Origin of the sequence: Halanaerobium praevalens DSM 2228 (genome assembly GCF_000165465.1) — a bacterium.
In the GTDB taxonomy this organism is placed as follows: Bacteria; Bacillota; Halanaerobiia; order Halanaerobiales; family Halanaerobiaceae; genus Halanaerobium; species Halanaerobium praevalens.
On sequence record NC_017455.1, the window covers coordinates 970,597 to 991,020 of the forward strand.

The window sequence follows — 20,424 nt, forward strand, 5'->3', positions numbered from 1 at the left end:
AGTTATTCTAGATAAAGTTCTTAATTTATGAGATTTAAGATCATTTCTTTTAGTAGCGAATGTTAAGTTATTCTAGTAAAAATTCTAATTCATAAAAACTCACAGGAGGTTTTTTATATTATGTCTAAAAAAGTTGTTACATTTGGAGAGATTATGCTGCGTTTAACCCCACCTGATCATAAGCGTTTTATTCAGGCTGACACTTTTAATGTTATTTATGGTGGAGGAGAAGCAAATACGGCTGTATCTTTAGCTAATTATGGTCTGGATGCTCGTTTTGTAACTAAATTACCTGACAATCCGATCGGTCAGGCTGCTTTAAATGAAATTCGTCATTTTGGTGTGGATACTGATTACATTGCTCGAGGTGGAGACCGTTTAGGAATCTATTACTGTGAGAATGGTGCAAGTCAGAGACCATCTAATGTAGTTTATGATAGAGCTTATTCTGCGATTGCTGAAGCTGAGAGTGCAGATTTTGACTGGGAAGATATTTTTGCTGATGTAGACTGGTTCCACTATACTGGAATCACTCCTGCTTTAAGTGAGCAGATGTCAAATGTTACTTTAGAAGCTGTTAAAGCTGCTAAAAAGTACGGAGTAAAAGTGAGCTGTGACTTAAACTTCCGCGCTAAGCTCTGGAGTAAAGAAAGAGCTGGCCAGGTAATGGATGGTTTAATGGAATATACTGATGTTGTAATTGCTAATGAAGAAGATGCCGAAATGGTATTTGATATTAAGAGTGGTTCTGATATTACTGGTGGTGACTTAAATATTGAAGGTTACAAAAATGTTGCCAAGCAGTTAATTGATCGCTTTGATCTAGACTTAGTAGGAAGTCACTTAAGAATCAGCCACAGTGCTTCTAATAATGGCTGGTTAGTTATTCTTTTTGATGGAGAGAACTTTGTTCAGTCAACTAAATATGAGATTACAATTATTGATCGTGTTGGTGGAGGAGATTCTTTTGCTGGGGGCTTAATTTATTCTCTAGTGACCGGTAAAGGACTTCAAGAAGCTGCTGAGTTTGGTGCTGCTGCTTCTGCTTTAAAGCAGTCAATCCCTGGTGATTTTAACCATGTAAATATTAAAGAAGTAGAAAACTTAGCAAATGGAAATATTTCGGGGAGAGTTAAAAGATAAATTGTAATCATTATAATTAACTAAGGTAGTGAAATGTTTTGTTATAATATTAAAAATATAAATAAATAACTAATAAAAACAGCTGTTGAAACATAAAAGCAGCTGTTTTTTTAATTTTGTTTATTAATAAAATAGTTATTAAATTCACTAATAAAAAAATAATATAACTATTATTTTGTAAAAAAAGAAAAAAATTACAAAATTATGCAGGAATTATTTTATCAGTGGAGAAGATACTAAACAGACTCAATAAATATTACATAATTTATTTTTTGAGATAAAAAATGGAAGAATAAAGGTGGTAATTATGCAAAGCTTTTATGATTTTTTAATTAATCAATATCAAATTCCAACTAAAGCCCAAGTAAAGTTATTTAATTTAACTCAAAATGAAAATTTAAAAAGTTTAATTGATTTTATTAAAACCAAAAACATAATTTCAGAAAAGAATTTGTTAACAGCAATGGCTAATTATTTTGATTTTAAATTATATAAAGATTTTAAAATAAAAAATAATAAAATTGAATTACCTCTTTTAGAATTAGAACAAGTAGAAAAATATAAAATTATAATAATTAATAAAACAAAATCACTGATTTCTTTTGGCACTCTTTATCCTCCAGATTTATTTTTAGAAGAGAAATTAAAGTTTAAATTCAAAGTGCAAGTTAAATTTTATTTAATGTCAAAAAAAGAATTTTATCAACTAAAAGATTCTATTTATAGCAGTTATTTTAAAGTTGATCAACAGGAATTATTAAAAGAATTTAGTGATTTCAAAAAAATTGATAGTAGAGACATTGATAGTCTTAAAAATATAGTGGAAGATGCTCCAATTGTTAAATTATTAAATAAGATTTTAACAGAAGCAATAGCTGTAAAAGCAAGTGATATACATTTAGAAAAAAAAGAAAATTATTTTAAAATTAGATATAGAGTTGATGGTATTTTAAAAACTTATTATAAATTACCAGTTAAAATTTCTGCTGCTGTTATTTCACGCATCAAAATTATTTCTGCAATGGATATAACAATTAGGCATTTACCCCAAGATGGAAAAATGGAATTTAAATTCCAGGGAGCTATTTATGATATCAGAACTTCTGTAATTCCTACAATTTATGGAGAAAAGGCAGTTTTGAGATTATTATTGAGAAATGAAAACTTATTACAAGTTAAAGAATTAAATTTTAGTAAACATAATTTAAAAAGATTTAAGCAAATTTTGAAATTTAATTCAGGTATTATTTTAGTCTCTGGGCCAACAGGAAGTGGGAAAACAACTACTTTATTTTCAATTTTAAATGAATTAGCCACAGAAAAAAATAATATTATTACTGTTGAAAATCCAGTTGAATATAAACTTGATTTATTAAATCAAATAGAGATAAATAAAGCTCAAGGATTAAAATTCCCAATAATTTTAAGATCAATTTTAAGACAAGATCCAGATATTATAATGATTGGAGAGATTAGAGATCAAGAAACAGCTCAAATTGCTGTCAGAGCTGCAGTTACAGGTCATTTGGTTTTAAGTACTATTCATACAGTAGATAGTATATCAGCTGTAATTCGCTTAATAGATATGGGAATACCACCTTATTTAATCAGCAGTACTTTAAATGCAGTTATTGCTCAAAGGTTATTACTTAAGCTTTGCTCTAACTGCAAAGAAAAAATAAGACTTCAGCCCAAATATAAAACGATATTTAAAGAAAAAGATATAAATTATAGTTATCAGCCTGTAGGCTGTAAAAAATGTAATGATGGTCATTTAGGCAGAATACCTACAGCTGAAATTTTAATTATAAATAATCAAATTAGAAATATAATTAATCAAAATTCTAACTATTCTAAATTAAAACAAGCAGCAGTGGCTTCAGGAATGATGACTTTAGCTCAATCCTCTCTTGAAAAATTAAAAAATGGAATTGTTGCAAAAGATGAGCTTTTGAGAGTAATAAATTTCAGTGCCTAAATTGGAGTGAATCATTATGTTTAAGAAAAAATTTGATTTCAATTTTTTTGCTGGCCAGTTAAAAATAATGCTGCAATCAGGTTTAAGCTTAAATAGAACTTTATTAATTATGGCTCAACAAAGTCGAAGTGAAAGAGAAGCTGAAATTTATAGTAATTTATTAAAAAATATTGAGTCAGGTTTAACCTTAGCTTCTGCTTTGAAAGAAGAAAAAATATTTAAAGATTTATTTATTGAAATTGTTCGAGCAGGTGAAAAAAGTGGTAGTTTAGTTAGTGTTTTAACTAGTTTAGAAGAATATTATAAAAGTAAAAATGAATTAAAAAAAGAAATAAAAAAAGCTTGTTTTTATCCACTAACTGTGATCATAACTCTAATTTTAGCAGCCTTTTTTATTTTCAAATTTATATTGCCAGTTTTTGTAGACTTATTTGCAGAATTTAATGGTCAATTACCTTTTTTGACCAGAATTCTTTTAAGCTTAAGTTTAGGTTTTAATAAACATTTTATTTTATTTTTAATTTTTTCAATATTTATAATATTCTTTTCATATTATTTATATCAGAATACTAAAAGAGATGATTTAAAAAGTAAATTAATTTTAAAAATACCAATGATTTCAACAATTTATAGAGATTTAATATTATGCCAAATAGCTGTCTATTTATCTTTACTTTTAAAAAGTGGTTTAGAATTAATAACTGCTTTAAAACTTTTAGAAAATATTATTCATGATTATCAATATAAAAATTTCATTCACGAAACAACTTTAAATATTTCAAAAGGAGCTTCAATTAAAGAATGTTTTGGTAATAGCAATTATATTCCAGATATTTTTTACTATTTTTTAATGACTGGAGAGGAAACTGCAAAAATAGATTTTATGTTAAAAAAGGCAGGTGATTATTATTATTCTAAACTTAAAACAGAAATAGAGAAGATGCTGCAGTATTTAGAGCCTCTTTTAATCACATTAACTGCAATTTTTGTCGCTTTACTTGCTGCAGCAGTAATTATGCCGATGTTTCAAATTTATTTAATTATTTAATAGTTTATTTTTAAATTAAAAATAAGAAAGGAAGTTGAAAATGAAAAACAAAGAAGCTGGATTTACTTTAATCGAATTATTGATTGTTATTGTTGTTTTAGGGATTTTAATGTCAATGGCTGTACCTGCTTTAAGTGGAGTTAAAAATAAGGCTGATACAACTGTTGCTAAAGCAGATCTGCATAATATTATGCAGAGTTTAGAAATGTATTATTTAGATTATGGAGAATATCCCGGTCAGAGTACTAAAACTAAATTAACAACTATTAGTGATGATTTAAAAGAATTAAAACTTAAAAATAAGCCAGAAGATTACAGTTATCAAAGTGATTTAGATACAGCAGCCCAAAAATATATAATTATTTACCAAGCGGCGGCAGATGAATATTATTATATCTCAACTACAGAATCTGCTTTAGTTGGTCCCAAAACAAGTGAGCCAAGTTTAGAGTAAAATGAATAAGAGCAGTGGTTTTACTTTAATAGAAATTTTAATAGTAATTACACTGATGGGAATTTTATTTGGTCTTAGTTATTCTTTGGAGTTAAAACAAGATTTTGCAGTTGAACAGCAGCTCGAAAGCATAGCTGCTGATTTAAGATGGGCCAGAAATAAAGCAGTTTTAGATAACCAAAGTTATATTTTTAGAATTTATACAGTTAAAGAGAATATGAATGAGAATAAAATTCCCTATTATTTTTATATTAAACAAAATGGTAAAAAAATTATAAAAAAGAAAGGTTATTATTCTGCAGAACTAATTTTATATAAAACTTTAAAGTTTAAATTAGTTGAATCTAAATATTATGAATGGATTAGATTTAATAATACAGCTACAGCAAGAGGTGGCACCATTGCTTTAGCTAAAGCAAATCCAGATGCAAATAAATATTCAGTTACAGTAAACCAACTAGGGAGGGTTAGAGTTGAAAAATAACGCAGGTTTTTCACTTTTAGAAGTAGTAATTACAATTTCTTTAGCTGGAATAGTTTTAGCAGTGATGAGTAGAACTATTAAGACTGGCTTAGAAGTACAAAGTTTTTTGGCAGATGAAAATGCAGCTTTAAATTGGACTGAATCTGTTTTAGAAGCTTATAAAAATAAAGAATCATTAAGTTTAGGCATTGCTGATAGTAATTCAAAATTTATAAAGAATTTGGAGTTATTAGAAAAAGAATCTCTACCTAAAAATTATAAACTAACTAAAGTTAAGATTAGTCCTTTTATTGATGGTGAAATTAAATATCAAGGCTTATATAAGCTAAAAGTACAAGTTGATTATGACTGCCATAATAAGGAGCGGAGACATGAAATTTTCACTTTGCTTGAAAAATAAATTTAATTCGTCAGCTGGTTTTACTTTAATAGAGATTTTAATTGTACTTAGTATTTCTTCATTGTTAACTATCTGTTTTCTCCAATTAGTAATTAGATTGTATCAGAACAATAATAATTTTATCTTTAAAAATTCTTGGCAATTAGATGCTTTTTTAGCAGTAAATTTTATGGTAGAACAAATAACAAACTCTATTAAGATAGAAGTCGTTAATCAAGGTGAATTAAATATTTATACTTATTATAATCATAATTATCAATGGCTTAAGTTTTCTCTTTTTCAGAATGAAAAAGGAAAGACATTAGCAAAAGCAATTGGTAGTGAAGAACCTTTACAGCAAGATTTCGGTAAAAATTTAACTTTGATTAATCAAGTTAAAGAACTTAAATTCATCAAAGTTAAACCAGGCTTATTGCAAATAAAACTTTTGTTGACTCAAAATAAAGAAGAATTAATTGTTTCTAGATTAGTTAAAATTAATTAAAAGTAGGTAAAAAAATGAAATTTAACAATCAAGCGGGTTATATTCTTTTGCTAAATTTACTTTTAATAACTATGATCTCTTTATTTATTCCTTTACTAGTCCAACAGCAAAAACTAAATTTTATGATTTTAAATAATAGAAAAAAATCAGCACAAAATAGAGAAATAGTAGATTCAGCTCTCCAATATCAGTTATATCATTTTAAAGAGAAAAAAATACTTTTAGATGATCAATTTATTTTAGAAAATAAATTTAAAGTTTTTGTTTTAGGAGAGGAGGATGATGATTTTGTTTATTTTAAAGCCAGATTAAATAATAATCCAGCCTATGAATCAGAAATGAAAATTAGAAAGAGTAATATGGAAACAATTTACAAAAAAATATATAGGAGTGAATAAAATGTTTAATAATTACTATTCAATTTCAATTCCCTGTGGCAAAAAACTGAAAAACGTAGTAGTAAGAGCCAAAGATGAAAAAATAGATTTTGTTGAAGGTATTAATGAGATTTCTACTATTGGCAAAATAAAAAAATTAAATTTTAATTGTCAGTATATTGTTCTTTTGCCAGCAGATTCTTTATTTTATCATTCAGTAGTTTTAGAAGAAAAAAATCCTTATCGAATAAGTGAGGATAATATCTTAAGTAAATTTGCAGAAGTTAAAGAAAATTTTGCAGAAGAATTTTATTATGATTATCTTGAAATTGTTTCAGATAAAACTAAAGCAAGAGAAATAAAATTTTTTGCTGCTCCTAAAAATATGCTTGATCCAATTACAGAGACAATGGAAAAGCATAAAAATAATTTTTTAGTATCTGCTTTACCAGTGGCGGTATTTTCAATTGTGAATAAAATTGTTTCTGCTAAGAATTATCTTCTTTATTATAAAATTAATAAAAACTATACAATATTAACTAGTATAGATAATAAATTGGGATTATTACAGTCTGCTATTAAAAAAGAAGATTTAAAAAATGAGATAAATAAAACTAAAAAATATTACCTTAATAATAAGGGGATCGAATTAGAAGTCTTAGAAGGTAATAGTGATTTGCTTAACTTAGGGGACTATTTAGATTTGAAAGCAGATGATTTTGTTTTCTTAACTTCTCTATTTTGGAGTATTAATAAATGTCAATAATTTTTAAAGAAAAAAATTATAATCAAATTGTTTTAATTTTAAAGCATCTATTGCTAATAATTTTTATAATACTTATTTTAGTTTTAGCATTAAATTTGTTTTTAGAAAATAAAAATAATTCTTTAAATAAAAAACTAGTTGATTTAAAAAAAGAAGAATTTAAATATAAAAATTTACTAAAAACAACTAAAGCAGTTAAAAAAGTAGAAGAAAAAAAATTAGCAAACTATTATTTACTTATTAAATTAGCTAATTACGCTGAAAAGCTAAGTTATAAGTCAATTCACTTTAAAAATAAAAAGATTAATTTAACTGCAGTTACTAAAAATCAGACTCAAATATTTAAATTAGTTGATAATTTAAAAAAAGATTTTCAGTTTAAAGCAGTAAATTTAATTAATATTAATTCAAATCAACAATTTGATTTTAAGCTAGAAGCATTTTTAGTTAATTAATGGAGGGGAAAATGAAAATTATTCAGAAAAAAATATTTATTTATATTTTAATTATCTTAGTACTTTTATTCTTAATTTTGCAGTCTTATTATCTAAAAAATAATTTTATCAAAAATAAGTATTTGCATGCAAAAATTAAAAAACAACAGCAAAATAATATGGAATTTAAAACAAAATACCAAAAAAATATTAAAAAAAAGAACTCAAATAATAATAGACATGCAAAACCTTTGGCAGCTAAAACAGCTTCTATTTTAGCTAAAGTCAAAACTTTGAATTTAAAATTAATAGACCTAAATAGAACTAAAAATGAAATCAACTTAAATATTTCTGGTGATTTTCATTCTATTTTAAACTTAATTAAATACTTAGAAATTGAGATGATTGATCTAAAAATAAGAGAGTTTAAATTAAAAGATAATAATCAAAACTTATTCTTATTTTTAAAACTAACAAGATGGGTTGATGTTAAATGAAAAAATTAAAAATTAATAAAAAAATAGTTCTAATTATCTTAACTTTAGTTTTAATTATCTCAATTTCTTTTAATTATGTTAAACTCAAAGGTAAAAAATCTACTAATTTATTAGAAAAGGAAAATGAAAACCAATTAAAAGTACAATCTCAAAGCAAAGAAGTAGCAGCAGCTAATTTAAAAATAAAAAACAAAAATTTAAATCTTAAAAGTAATTCAAAAGCAGAAATTACAGTTGAAAAATTAGCTACAATTAAAGAAATAAAAGATCCTTTTAAAATCGATAAAAATAATCAAAATTCTGCAAATCAAGATGCAGATTCAACTAATCCAATTAATCCAGATGAACTTTTATCACTAGAAAAAAATATTATTCAGCAAGTGAAAACTAAAAATCCAAATAAATCAGATAATTTAAGTCCCTCAATTGAAGACAATCTAAAATTAGATTTCAAGTTGCTAGGTATAATAAAGAATAAAAAACAGGCTGCTGCTCTTTTTTTATATCAAGGCAAAACCATTTTTAAAAAAGAAAAAGATAAAATTAGTTCATTTGAGATTAAAAACATAAATAAGAAAGAGGTTATACTTTTTTATCAAGAAAAAGAAATAAAATTAAATTTATGGGAGGATCTAAAAGATGGGACTGAAAGCTAGACAGATAGTAGAAATTTTTGTTTTAGTAATAATTTTAGTTTTTTTATCAACTTTTGTTAGAGCAGAAACTAAAACAAAAGATTTGATTTCTATTAATCTTAGAGATGTGGAATTAGAGACAGCTTTAATAATGTTGGCTAATACAGCTGAAAAAAATTTGATCTGTGATAGTAAAGTAAATGGAAAAATAACTGTGTTATTTAATGATATAATTTTTGAAGATGCCTTAGATTTAATTACAGATAGTTTTGATTTAGCTTATAGCTATCAAAAAAATGTAATTTATGTTAGTACAAGTGAAAAAATGGCTTTAGACAAAAATGAATTTTATACTAAAAATTATAAATTCAATTATCTAACATCTGAAACCGCAGCTGAAATATTAAAAAATAATTTTGAAGACATTAAAATAATTGATTTAAATAGTGAAGGTTTAATTGTCAGTTGTGCCAAACATGAATTTAATAAAATTGATCAAATAGTAAAAAAAATTGATCAGCCACAAAAACAAATTATGATTAAAGCTAGAGTTGAAGAAATCAGTAGAACAGAAATTAAAGAATTAGGTATTAATCCTAGTCAATTAACTGAATTAAAAATAATAAAAAATGAAGCTGGAGATTTAGAAGAACTAAAACCTAATTGGCCTGATACTTTAAGATCTTTAAATGAAAGAGGTCTTTCTAATATACTTGCTAACCCTAGTTTAATGACTCTTGATCGAAAAAAAGCAAAATTAATAATTGGTGATCAAATACCAGTTAAATTAGAAAGAGTAGAATCAGAAAAAACAGTTTCTACAATTAATTATATAGAAGCTGGAATTGTTTTAGAATTTTTACCTAAAATTATCAATGAAAAAGAAGTTCTTTTAGAAATAAAACCATCAGTTAATAGTTTAGGTCAAGTGCTTGCTGATGGTTTACCAGCTGTAAACTCCAGAAGTGCTGAAACAACTGTTATTTTAGAAAATGATCAAACTTTAGCTATTGGAGGCTTAATCAAAAAAGATGAGTTAAAAAGTATTAAAGAAGTACCTATTTTAGCAGATTTGCCGTTATTAGGAAAATTATTTTCAGCTGAAGAAAAAAATGATATAGAAACTGAATTAATTATTTTTATTACACCTAAAATTATAGAATCTAAAACTGAAATTAAAACTAAAACACCAGTTTTAACAGAAGAAAAATTAAATAATAAGATTAAAAAGCAGGAAAAAGAGGTCTTAAAAGAGAATAAAAGTAATAGAGAGTTTAAAAATCTAACAGAAGCAGAATTAAAAAAAATTTTAGATAAATAAAAGGATATTTAAACTTTTTCAAGAAATTTAATTCAGGGGAAACCCTGAATTTTCTTTTAATAATAAAAACAAATGCTAATTGAAGGAGGTTAATTTATTGAAAATAGTTTTAACTGGATTTATGACTGCTGGTAAAACAACAGTAGCTAAAATTATAGCAGCTAAAAAAAACTATAAATTTTATGATAGTGATCAATTAATTGAAGCAAAAGAAAAAATGACTATTAAAGAAATATTTAAACTCAAAGGTGAAAAATATTTTAGAAAAATTGAAAAAGAGATTATTATGAACCTTTTAAAAACAAAAAAAAATTTAGTATTGGCTACAGGTGGTGGCTCTATTATAAATAAAGAGTTAAGAAATCTAATCTTAGAGCAATCTGAAAGCTTTTGTTTAGATTTAAGTCCAGAAGCTGTTTTAAAGAGAGAAAAAAAGTCAAAGATACAACGGCCTCTACTTGCAGGGAATAATAAATTAAACAAGGTAAAAAAACTTTTAGCAAAGCGAAAAAAGTATTATCAACAAATTCCAATTCATTTTGATAGTGAAACAAATTCAGCGATAGAAATCGCAGATTTAATTTTAGCTGAATTACCTGAACAAAAAATAAATATTAAAATTGATTCTAAATCAATGGCTTATCCTGTAATTATAGAATCAAAATTTAAAAAAAATAGTTTTAAAAAAATTATAGATAAAATTAAAGGTAATAAGGTATTTTTATTGGTAGATCAAGTTTTAATGTCAAAACATAGTGCTCAAATAATTGATTTACTTAATAAAAATTCTCAGCTTGTCAAATTGGAGCTTAAAGCTGGAGAAGAAATTAAAAGCCTTAGTTATTTAAATCAGATTTATCAAATTTTATATGAAAATAATTTTAGTCGTTCTGATTATTTAATTGCTTTTGGGGGAGGTACTGTTGGTGATTTGGGTGGTTTAGCTGCCTCTACTTATTTAAGAGGTTTAAAACTAATTCAACTGCCAACAACTATTATTTCTCAATTAGATAGTAGTATAGGTGGTAAAACTGCTGTTAACTTTAAAAATACTAAAAATATAATAGGTACTTTTTATCAGCCAGAATTAGTATATTATCAATTAGATTGGTTAAAAACTTTAGCTACTAGAGAAATAAAATCTGGTTTAGGAGAAGTTATAAAATATTCAATTTTAGCTGGTCCAGAACTCTTTGATCTTTTAGTTGAAAAAGAAACTGAAATTATTAACTTAGATGAAGATATTATGCTACAAATAGCCGAGATTTGTTTAAATACTAAATACGAATATGTAAGAAATGATGTTCAAGATAAAGGCTTGAGGAAAAAACTTAATTTAGGTCATAGTTTTGGTCATGCACTTGAAGCTACAGAAAATTTTAATTATAAGCATGGACAGGCAGTAGTTATGGGAATTGCTTTTACAGCTTTTTTATCTAATAAAATAGGAGTTTTAGAATCAGATAAATTCAAAAAAATAATAAAATTAATTTTAAATTTCAATTATGAAATTTTTCCTTCACCAGCAATAAAAGTTAAGGATTTAATAAATTATTTAGCTTATGATAAAAAAAATAGTGGAAATAAGATCTGGTGGGTTTTAATAAATGACATCGGTACTACTTATTTAAGTGATAGATTTAAGCAAAAAGAACTTAGTCAATATATGGAGGAATACTTATGCAAAAAGTGGCTATTATCCATGGACCTAATTTAAATATGTTAGGAATAAGGGAACCTGAAATTTATGGAGGTACTAATTTAGCAGCACTTAATAATGATTTGAAAAAAAAAGCTAAAGAAATTGATTTAGAATTAGAGATTATACAGACTAATCATGAGGGGGAAATTGTTGATTTTTTACAGCAAAACTACAAAGAATTGTCAGGAATAGTAATTAACCCAGGTGGTTTAACTCATACTAGTGTTGTTTTGAGAGATGCTCTAGCATCAGTGAGATTAGCAGTTATTGAAGTTCATATTAGTAATATTTATCGAAGAGAAGAATATCGTAAAAAATCAATTACAGCAGAAGCAGCTGTGGGATTAATAACTGGTTTAGGAGTTTATGGCTATGTTTTAGCTTTAGAAGCATTAAAAAAAATATTGATAAAGGAGAAATACTAATGAAAAAAAGAATTGATAAATTAAGAAAAAATTTAATTGAAAAAGATATAGAGGCCTTTTTAGTAACTAAAAGAGAAAATGTACGTTATTTAAGTAATTTTACAGGCACAGCAGGTAAATTATTAATAACTAAAAAAGATAATATTTTCATTACTGATTTTCGTTATTTAGATCAGGCTGCAGAACAAACAGAAGGATGTGTAATTGAAGAAATAAGCAGTGACTTTGTTAAGGGATTTGCTGAACTTTTAAAAAGAAAAAATATTAAAAATTTAAGTTTTGAAAGTGAAGATTTAAACTTTAAAATGTATCAAAAATTAAAAGATAATTTAGACTTAGATTCATTTATGCCTTTAGAATCTCTGGTAGAAAATTTAAGATTAATTAAAGATCAGAGTGAAATTGAAAAAATTAAAAAAGCAGTAGAAATAGCAGATCAAGGTTTTGATTTCTTAATTGATTTTATTGAACCTGGTAAAACAGAAAAAGAAGTCGCTTTAGAACTAGAATTTTTTATGAAAAGAAAAGGTGGAGAAGCTAATGCTTTTGATTTTATAGTAGCCTCTGGCAAAAGAGGAGCTTTACCACATGGAGTGGCCTCAGATAAAAAAATAGAAACTGGAGATTTAGTTACAATTGATTTTGGTACTGTTTATCAGGGATATCATTCTGATATGACCAGAACAATTGCAGTAGGAGAACCAGAAGCAAAATTAAAAAATATTTATGAGCTTGTTTTAAGTGCTCAGCAAAAAGTGATTAGAGAAATTAAAGCAGGTATGAGTTGTTTTGAAGCAGATAAAATAGCGAGAGATTTTATTGCAGAAGCAGGCTATAAAGAAAACTTTGGCCATGGTTTAGGACATGGACTTGGACTTGAAATTCATGAAGGGCCTAGACTTTCTTATAGCTCAGATTCTCAATTGAAAGCAGGAATGGTTGTTACAGATGAGCCTGGAATTTATGTTTCTGGTTTAGGTGGAGTTAGAATTGAAGATGATTTGGTAATTACTGAAAATGGTTGTCAAGTTTTAAATTCAGCTCCTAAAGAATTGATTATTTTATAAATTAAAATCCAGACTATACTTTGCTGACAAACTTTAAATCAAATTTAGTTAGAGTTTATAATTTGTTTAAAAAGATAATTTCTGCTATAATTGAACTGCAGCAAAAAATAGTGGAGGTGGCCGTAAATGATTTCAACAAATGATTTTAATACAGGTTTAACAATAGAGCTAGAAGGGGAAGTATATCAAGTTATAGAATTTCAGCATTCTAAATCTGGCAGAGGTAGTGCTTTTGTTAGAACAAAATTGCGTAATGTTGAAGAAGGATATACAATTAATAAAACTTTTAAGGCAGGAGAAAAAGTAGAAACTGCTCATGTAGAAAAAAAGAAAATGCAGTATCTATATTGGGATGGTAGTGATTATATTTTTATGGATAATGATACATATGAACAATTTAGCTTAAGTGAAGAACAACTTGGAGATAAGGTTAAGTATTTAAAAGAAAATATGGAACTTGATATATCTGTTTATCAAGGTAAACCGATTGATATAGATTTACCTACCTTTGTTAAATTAAAAGTAGAAAGTACTCCTCCTAATGTTAGAGGTAATACAGTTTCGGGAGGTAATAAGCCAGCTACAATGGAAACTGGCTTGGTAACTCAAGTGCCTTTATTTATTGAAGAAGGGGATATACTTAAAATAGATAGTAGAACTAATGAATATGTAGAAAGAGCTAATAAATAAACTTTAGTACTAGAGGAGGATCTTTAGATGAATTATTTAATCATTGGAGCAGGTGCAGCAGGAGCTTCTGCTGCCAAATCAATTTTAAAAAATAGCAAAGAAAATGATCAAATAAAAATTTTTACAGACGAAAATTATCCTTTTTATTATCGTCCTCGTCTAATAGAATGTTTGTCAGGTGAAGTTGCAATTGAGGATATTATTATTAATGATCAAGAGTGGTTTGCAGAAAATGGAATTGAACTTCATTTAGATGAAAAAATTATAGATGTTAATCTTGAAGCTAAAGAAATAAAAAGTAAAAAAGATACTTATAAATATGACAAATTATTACTGGCAAGTGGATCTCATTGTTTTGTCCCACCATTTTCAGGTTTAGATTTAGAAAATATTTTTACTTTAAGAACTGCAGCAGATCTTAAGGAAATTAATAAAGCAGCAGCAAAAGCCAAAAAGGCAGTTGTTGTTGGAGGTGGACTTTTGGGCTTAGAAATCGCCTATAACTTTGCTAAAGCTGGTTTAGATACAACGGTTTTAGAAGTAGCACCTTATCTATTGCCAATGCAGTTAGATAAAAAGGGTGGAGATCTTTTAGAAAAGAAATTGGAGAAAAACCAAGTTAAAGTAATTACTGATGCAAAGACTAAAGGTTTTGCTGGTGATAAAAAAGTTGAAAAAGTAATTCTTGAAGATCAAAAAATAGAAGCAGATATTGTTTTGATTTCAACTGGAATTCGCTGTAATACTTCTTTAGCAGATGATATTGATATTGAACAGAATAAAGGAGTAATAGTTAACAATAAAATGCAGACTTCAGTTCCAGATGTTTTTGCTGCTGGAGATATAGCAGAATTTAAGGGAGAAGTTTATGGGATTTGGCCTCCTTCTTTAAAACAGGGTCAAGTTGCTGGTAAAGTAATGAGTGGAGAAAAAGCAGAGTTTGAAGCACATGTTTCTTCACATAAGCTAAAAGTTGCTGGTATTGATGTTATTTCTTTAGGAGAATTAAACAAAGATAATGAATATGAAGAAGAAATTTTAGCTGATGATGATAATTATATTAAAGTTATAAAAAACAATGGTAAAAAGATTGGAGCTATAATAGTTGGCCAATATTCTAACAAAAATAAGATTATGGCTGAAGTCAAAAAATAAATTTTATTAATTGAAGGAGGGTTTAATAATGGAAAAAGATAAGATTAAAGATGTTGAAGCTGAGGCAGTAGAAACAGAAGAAGTTGATGAAGGAAGTATTCAAATTGCTGATGAGGTAGTAGGAATTATAACTGGTTTAGCTGCTACTGAAATTGATGGTGTAGCAGGTATGAGTGGTGGCCTTGCTGGTGGAATTGCTGATATGCTAGGTCGAAAAAGTTTAAGTAAAGGTGTTAAGGTTCAGGTTGAAGATCAAACTGCTTCAGTTGATGTTTATGTTATTATAGATTATGGTAATTCTATTCCTGATGTAGCATGGAAAATACAAGATAATGTTAAAGAGGCAATAGAAGGAATGACAGGTTTAGATGTTAAAGCGGTTAATGTTCATGTGCAGGGAGTTAATTTCCCCGAAAATGACCAAAAGCAAGCTGAAAAAAAAGAATTAGAGGAAGTAGAAGCAGATAAATAATATTTTTCTATAACTGATTGGAGGTTAAACTATGAAAATTATCCGCAATATAGTTTCTTTTATTAGTGCTTTAATTCTTATTGTTTTAACTATAGTTTTTTCTCTTTATAGTTTTGGGCTTTTATCAGCCAATTTTATTCCTAATTTAATTTTAAGAAGTTATAATAATTGGCAGTTAGGAGCTGTTTATTTATTATTGTTACTGGGGGCGCTTTTTGTTATTTATCCTTATTTTACTGATGAAAAGTTTAAATCAACTCATTTATTAAGTTCTGAATCAGGTGATATAACAATTACAGTTTCTGCTCTTTCTAATTTAATTAAAGATAGGGTTAAAACAAAAGAAAAATTTAATGATATAAAAATTAAATTAAAAGAACAAGAAGCAGGATTAAAAATTACTTTAAATGGTAAATTGACTGTACCAGGTGATATAACTTCTATCAGTGAAAATATACAGCGTGATTTAAAAAAATATATAGAAGATACAACTGGCATTCAAGTAAGTAAAATTCAGATTAGAATTGATGCTGTCAAAAAAGATGATAAACTGCCCGAAAAGGTAGAATGAGGTGGGCTATAAATGGATAAGCAGAAATTAAAAGCAGACTTAATTCAATTTATATATTTAAATCTCAAAAAAATATTTGGGGCAGTTATTGGCTTAATTATTGGGATTTTGATTTTAGTAATTGGTTTTTTTAAAACTTTAGTTATTTGCTTAACTACTTTAGTAGGTTATTATTTAGGAGCACGCTGGCGTTTTGAAGAGGACATAAAAGACTTTATATTAAAAGTTATTCCTGAAAAATTTAAATAGAGCTAGGAAAGAGGTATTTTCTTTATGCAAAATGTTTCGAGACATAAACAAAGAATCTGGGCTTTGCAGATTCTTTATGGATTAGATATTAGAAAAAAGCTTGCTTTGGAGCATTCCAAAAAAAGTTATGAAAATTTTATGGCTGAAAAAGGAGTTTTAAGTGAAGATTTATATGTGGCAGAAATTTTAGAAGGCATAATACTGGAATTAGAACTGTTAGATGCCCAAATTGATCAATATGCAATTAATTGGGATATTGAAAGGATGCCTGCAATTGATAGAAATATTTTGAGAATTGCTGCTTATGAAATCCAGCACGATATTCCTGCTAAAGTAGCTATAAATGAAGCTGTGAAAATAGCAAAAAAATATGCTGATGATAGTTCACCTTCATTTATTAATGGAATATTATCTAAATTCGCTTAAAAAGAGGGCTTCTTGCTCTCTTTTTTTGTGCTTTGATTAGTTTAATTAGTTATAAATTTGAAATAAAAAAGTTAATTTAAAAAATAATGGAGGTCTAATAATGAAATATTCAGCAAGAATTGAAAAAATTGAAGAATCCAAAACAATTGCTGTTAGTACAGAAGCTAATCGTTTAACTGCTGCTGGAGAAGATGTAGTAAGTTTTGGAGCAGGAGAACCAGATTTTCCTACTCCAGCTCCAATTAAAAAAGCAGCAGTTGAAGCTATGGAAAAAGGTTATACAGGTTATACTTCTGCTTCTGGTTTACCTGAATTAAAAAAAGCAGTAACTAATAAATTTGCTGCTGATTATAAGATTAAATATTCTACAGAAGAAGTATTTGTTGGTAATGGTGGTAAACAGGTTCTTTTTAATGGCTTATCTGCTATTTTAGAAGCTGGAGATGAGGTTTTAATACCTAAACCATATTGGGTTTCTTATCCTGAATTAGTAAAGCTAGCTGGAGGGACTCCTGTTTTGATAGAAACTAAGGCTGCAGATCGATATAAATTAAAAGCAGCTGAACTTAAAGAAAATATAACTGAAAAGACAAAGGCAATTATTCTTAATTCTCCTTCAAATCCAGATGGACATTTTTATTCCAATTCTGAGTTAGAAAAACTAGTTTCAGTCTTAATTAAACACGATATCTTTGTGATTAGTGATGAAATTTATGATAAACTTCTTTATGATAAACAAGAATTTAAATCAATGGTCCAGCTTTTTCCAGATTTGAAAGCAAGAATTTTAGTTGTTAATGGAATGTCTAAATCATATGCTATGACTGGTTGGAGAGTAGGTTTTGGTTTTGCAAATGAAGACTGGATTAAAGCAATGACAAAAATTCAAAGTCATACAACATCAAATGTCAATACAATTGCTCAATATGCAAGTGCTAAGGCCTTAGAAAATAATGAGCTAGAAAAAATTATTGAAAAACGAAAATCAATTTATCAAAAAAGAAGAGATTTAACTGCTTCATTATTAGCAGAAATTGAAGCAATTGATACTTTAAAACCCGCTGGAGCTTTCTATTTCTTTATTGATATTTCTAAGTTGATTGGTAAAAAAATTAAGGGAGAGCAGATTCAGGGTTCACTTTCTTTTTCAGATTTACTTTTAAAAGAAGATAAAGTTGCCGTAGTACCAGGAATAGCTTTTGGAATGGATAATTTTATTCGGATTTCTTTTGCTTTAGGGGAAGAGAGAATAAAAACGGGAATTAAAAGAATAGCTGATTTTATAGCAAGACTTGAGTCTTAAAAATAGATTAATATAAATTAAGTTAGTTTAATAAATAAAAATTTAAAGCAAAAGTAAGTTAGTTTTAGATTTCAGGAGGTAAATTATGTATGAAATATTAGCAAAAGAAGTTTTAGCACCAACTATAAAAAAATTAAAGGTTAAAGCACCTTTAATTGCAAAAAAAACTAAGGCTGGTAATTTTATTATCTTAAGAGTAGACGAAAAGGGAGAAAGAATCCCTTTGACTGTAGCTGATTATGAAAGAAAGACAGGTATTATTACTATTATCTTTCAAGAAGTTGGCTATTCAACTAAATTATTAGGTAGAATGGAGCCAGGTGATAAAATTCAAGATATAGTGGGCCCTTTAGGTCATCATATTGATTTAGAAGGTTATCAAAAAGTAGTGCTTTTAGGTGGTGGCTCAGGTACTGCTCTTTTATATCCTAAAGTTAGGGCTTTTTATGAGCAGGGAGCAGAAGTTATTAGTATTACTGGAGCCAGAACTAAAAACCTAGTTATTTTAGAAGAGGAATTAGAAAGTTTTAGTGATCGTGTATTTATAGCAACTGATGATGGTAGTTATGGACACAAAGGATATGTAACTGATATTTTAAAAGACTTATTAATTCAAGAAAAAGATATTGATTTAGTAGTTGCAATTGGACCTGTACCGATGATGAAAGCAGTTTCAGATCTGACTGCAGAATATGAAATTGAAACTATTGTTAGCTTAAATACAATTATGGTTGATGGAACGGGTATGTGTGGAGCTTGTAGAGTAACTGTTGGCGGAGAAAGAAAATTCACTTGTGTAGATGGTCCAGCTTTTGATGCTCATCAAGTTGATTTTGAAGAATTAATAAATAGACTTAATTTTTATCAGAATGAAGAAAATTTAGTTCATTCGCAAGCAGTCGAGGAGGATAATTAATGTCATTGCAAAAAAAGAAAACGCCAATGAAGGAACAAAAAGCAGAAAAAAGAATTAGAAATTTTGATGAAGTTCCCTTTGGTTATACAAAAGAAGAAGCACTTGTAGAAGCAGACAGATGTTTGCAGTGTAAACACAAACCATGTGTTGAAGGTTGTCCAGTTGGAGTTCCGATTCCTCAATTTATTCAGGCTTTAAAAAATGGTAATCCAGAAGAAGCAAATCAAATAATTAAAAGCAAAAATAATTTGCCTGCTATCTGTGGTCGAGTGTGTCCCCAAGAAGAACAATGTGAAGCTAAATGTGTAATGGGAATTAAAAATGAAGCAGTTGCTATTGGTCGTTTAGAACGTTATGTAGCTGATTATAATTTAGAAAAAGAAACAGCAGAGTCCTCTAAAAGTGAATTAGAAAAATTAAAAATTGCGGAATTGACCGATAAAAAGGTTGCTGTTATTGGTTCAGGACCTGCTAGTTTGGCTGCAGCAGCTGATTTGGCCAAATCTGGACTTAAAGTTACTATTTTTGAAGCTCTGCATAAAACAGGTGGAGTTTTAAGATATGGAATTCCCGAATTTAGATTACCTAAAACTATAGTTGAACAAGAAGTTGAATCAATTAAGAAACTAGGTGTAGAAATTAAATTAAATGTAGTAGTTGGTAAATCTATTACTATTGAAGAACTTTTTGAACAAAATTATAAATCAATATTTATTGGTGTAGGAGCTGGTTTACCTAGATTTTTAAATATTCCAGGAGAAAATTTAAATGGAGTTTATTCAGCTAATGAATTTTTAACTAGAGTTAATTTAATGAAAGCTTTTAAATATCCTGAATATAAAACACCTGTTGCAGTTGGAAATAAGGTTGCAATTGTTGGAGCTGGAAATGTAGCAATGGATGCAGCAAGAACTGCTAAAAGATTAGGAGCTGAAGATGTTTATGTAGTTTATCGCCGTTCAGAAGAGCAGATGCCTGCTCGCAGTGAAGAAATACACCATGCTCAAGAAGAAGGTATTGAATTTAAATTATTAAATAATCCGATTGCAATTAAGGGTGAAAAGGGAAAAGTAAAAGCAATGGAATGTCAAAAGATGGAGCTGGGAGAAAAAGATAATTCTGGTAGAAGAAGACCACTTCCGATTAAAAATTCAAATTGGGATTTAGAACTTGATACAGTAATTATTGCTATTGGTCAAAATCCTAATCCACTTTTAACTGCTAATACTAAGGATTTAGAGACTAAAAGCTGGGGTGGAATTAAGGTGGATTCTGGCCAGAAAACTAGTCGTGAAGGTGTTTATGCAGGTGGAGACATAGTAACTGGTGGAGCAACAGTTATTCAGGCAATGGGTGCAGGTAAAAAAGCTGCCCAAAACATCAAAAATTATTTGCTTGAGAAATCTAAAAAATAAAGTAGTTGATTT

25 protein-coding genes are annotated in these 20,424 nt (G+C 27.6%); all 25 read left to right on the plus strand.

All coding sequences use genetic code 11. The features are described from left to right. The first annotated feature begins 120 nt into the window (after positions 1-120). The 25 genes from HPRAE_RS04490 (at position 121) to gltA (ending at position 20,412) form a co-directional block, all read left to right on the plus strand. Entirely contained in the window at positions 121-1,143 is a 1,023-nt protein-coding gene (locus HPRAE_RS04490; RefSeq protein WP_014553054.1) for a sugar kinase, read from the plus strand. A gap of 307 nt (positions 1,144-1,450) precedes the next feature. Then, complete coding sequence (locus tag HPRAE_RS04495; RefSeq protein WP_014553055.1) at positions 1,451-3,121, plus strand: GspE/PulE family protein; 1,671 nt, start codon at positions 1,451-1,453, stop codon at positions 3,119-3,121. A 16-nt stretch (positions 3,122-3,137) separates the two neighbouring features. Beyond that, positions 3,138-4,169 (plus strand): type II secretion system F family protein, encoded by a 1,032-nt coding sequence (locus HPRAE_RS04500; RefSeq protein ID WP_014553056.1) that lies wholly within the window; start codon positions 3,138-3,140, stop codon positions 4,167-4,169. A gap of 40 nt (positions 4,170-4,209) precedes the next feature. Next, the gene (locus HPRAE_RS10885) at positions 4,210-4,623 is read left to right on the plus strand and encodes a type IV pilin protein (protein ID WP_014553057.1); all 414 of its coding nucleotides are present in this window, start codon (positions 4,210-4,212) and stop codon (positions 4,621-4,623) included. A gap of 1 nt (position 4,624) precedes the next feature. Then, the gene (locus tag HPRAE_RS04510; RefSeq protein ID WP_014553058.1) at positions 4,625-5,107 is read left to right on the plus strand and encodes a pilus assembly FimT family protein; all 483 of its coding nucleotides are present in this window, start codon (positions 4,625-4,627) and stop codon (positions 5,105-5,107) included. Continuing rightward, positions 5,097-5,507, plus strand: coding sequence for a prepilin-type N-terminal cleavage/methylation domain-containing protein (locus HPRAE_RS04515; RefSeq protein ID WP_014553059.1), 411 nt, complete (start codon positions 5,097-5,099; stop codon positions 5,505-5,507). The genes HPRAE_RS04510 and HPRAE_RS04515 overlap by 11 nt, the downstream gene beginning before the upstream one ends. Continuing rightward, positions 5,479-5,991, plus strand: coding sequence for a PulJ/GspJ family protein (locus tag HPRAE_RS04520; RefSeq protein ID WP_014553060.1), 513 nt, complete (start codon positions 5,479-5,481; stop codon positions 5,989-5,991). Before HPRAE_RS04515 ends, HPRAE_RS04520 begins: the two co-directional genes overlap by 29 nt. Before the next feature lie 14 nt (positions 5,992-6,005). Then, positions 6,006-6,389, plus strand: coding sequence for a hypothetical protein (locus HPRAE_RS04525; protein ID WP_014553061.1), 384 nt, complete (start codon positions 6,006-6,008; stop codon positions 6,387-6,389). A 1-nt stretch (position 6,390) separates the two neighbouring features. After that, positions 6,391-7,134 carry a hypothetical protein gene (locus HPRAE_RS04530; protein ID WP_014553062.1) on the plus strand — a complete coding sequence of 248 codons (744 nt, stop codon included), beginning with the start codon at positions 6,391-6,393 and terminating at the stop codon, positions 7,132-7,134. Then, complete coding sequence (locus tag HPRAE_RS04535) at positions 7,125-7,589, plus strand: PilN domain-containing protein (protein WP_014553063.1); 465 nt, start codon at positions 7,125-7,127, stop codon at positions 7,587-7,589. The genes HPRAE_RS04530 and HPRAE_RS04535 overlap by 10 nt, the downstream gene beginning before the upstream one ends. Positions 7,590-7,600: 11 nt before the next feature. Then, entirely contained in the window at positions 7,601-8,065 is a 465-nt protein-coding gene (locus HPRAE_RS04540) for a hypothetical protein (RefSeq protein ID WP_014553064.1), read from the plus strand. Continuing rightward, positions 8,062-8,721 carry a hypothetical protein gene (locus HPRAE_RS04545; protein WP_014553065.1) on the plus strand — a complete coding sequence of 220 codons (660 nt, stop codon included), beginning with the start codon at positions 8,062-8,064 and terminating at the stop codon, positions 8,719-8,721. The genes HPRAE_RS04540 and HPRAE_RS04545 overlap by 4 nt, the downstream gene beginning before the upstream one ends. Then, entirely contained in the window at positions 8,705-10,021 is a 1,317-nt protein-coding gene (locus HPRAE_RS04550) for a type II secretion system protein GspD (protein WP_014553066.1), read from the plus strand. Before HPRAE_RS04545 ends, HPRAE_RS04550 begins: the two co-directional genes overlap by 17 nt. 97 nt (positions 10,022-10,118) lie before the next feature. Next, complete coding sequence (gene aroB / locus HPRAE_RS04555; protein ID WP_014553067.1) at positions 10,119-11,738, plus strand: 3-dehydroquinate synthase; 1,620 nt, start codon at positions 10,119-10,121, stop codon at positions 11,736-11,738. Then, complete coding sequence (aroQ, locus tag HPRAE_RS04560; RefSeq protein WP_014553068.1) at positions 11,702-12,148, plus strand: type II 3-dehydroquinate dehydratase; 447 nt, start codon at positions 11,702-11,704, stop codon at positions 12,146-12,148. Before aroB ends, aroQ begins: the two co-directional genes overlap by 37 nt. After that, positions 12,148-13,215 (plus strand): M24 family metallopeptidase, encoded by a 1,068-nt coding sequence (locus tag HPRAE_RS04565; RefSeq protein ID WP_014553069.1) that lies wholly within the window; start codon positions 12,148-12,150, stop codon positions 13,213-13,215. The genes aroQ and HPRAE_RS04565 overlap by 1 nt, the downstream gene beginning before the upstream one ends. Before the next feature lie 126 nt (positions 13,216-13,341). After that, positions 13,342-13,905, plus strand: a complete 564-nt coding sequence (efp, locus tag HPRAE_RS04570; RefSeq protein ID WP_014553070.1) for an elongation factor P — start codon at positions 13,342-13,344, stop codon at positions 13,903-13,905. Positions 13,906-13,932: 27 nt separating this feature from the next. Next, the gene (locus tag HPRAE_RS04575) at positions 13,933-15,060 is read left to right on the plus strand and encodes an NAD(P)/FAD-dependent oxidoreductase (protein WP_014553071.1); all 1,128 of its coding nucleotides are present in this window, start codon (positions 13,933-13,935) and stop codon (positions 15,058-15,060) included. Between the two features lie 28 nt (positions 15,061-15,088). Further along, on the plus strand, positions 15,089-15,532 hold the full coding sequence (locus HPRAE_RS04580; RefSeq protein WP_014553072.1) for an Asp23/Gls24 family envelope stress response protein: 444 nt from the start codon (positions 15,089-15,091) through the stop codon (positions 15,530-15,532). 31 nt (positions 15,533-15,563) lie between these two features. Next, positions 15,564-16,103, plus strand: a complete 540-nt coding sequence (gene amaP, locus HPRAE_RS04585; protein WP_014553073.1) for an alkaline shock response membrane anchor protein AmaP — start codon at positions 15,564-15,566, stop codon at positions 16,101-16,103. A 12-nt stretch (positions 16,104-16,115) separates the two neighbouring features. Beyond that, on the plus strand, positions 16,116-16,352 hold the full coding sequence (locus tag HPRAE_RS04590; protein ID WP_014553074.1) for a DUF2273 domain-containing protein: 237 nt from the start codon (positions 16,116-16,118) through the stop codon (positions 16,350-16,352). 24 nt (positions 16,353-16,376) lie between these two features. Further along, on the plus strand, positions 16,377-16,778 hold the full coding sequence (gene nusB, locus HPRAE_RS04595; protein ID WP_014553075.1) for a transcription antitermination factor NusB: 402 nt from the start codon (positions 16,377-16,379) through the stop codon (positions 16,776-16,778). 100 nt (positions 16,779-16,878) lie between these two features. Further along, positions 16,879-18,081, plus strand: a complete 1,203-nt coding sequence (locus HPRAE_RS04600; RefSeq protein WP_014553076.1) for a pyridoxal phosphate-dependent aminotransferase — start codon at positions 16,879-16,881, stop codon at positions 18,079-18,081. 85 nt (positions 18,082-18,166) lie between these two features. Next, positions 18,167-18,997, plus strand: a complete 831-nt coding sequence (locus tag HPRAE_RS04605; RefSeq protein ID WP_014553077.1) for a sulfide/dihydroorotate dehydrogenase-like FAD/NAD-binding protein — start codon at positions 18,167-18,169, stop codon at positions 18,995-18,997. Continuing rightward, positions 18,997-20,412: an NADPH-dependent glutamate synthase gene (gene gltA / locus HPRAE_RS04610; RefSeq protein ID WP_014553078.1), complete on the plus strand. Its 1,416-nt coding sequence runs from the start codon at positions 18,997-18,999 to the stop codon at positions 20,410-20,412. Before HPRAE_RS04605 ends, gltA begins: the two co-directional genes overlap by 1 nt. Positions 20,413-20,424 lie beyond the last annotated feature (12 nt).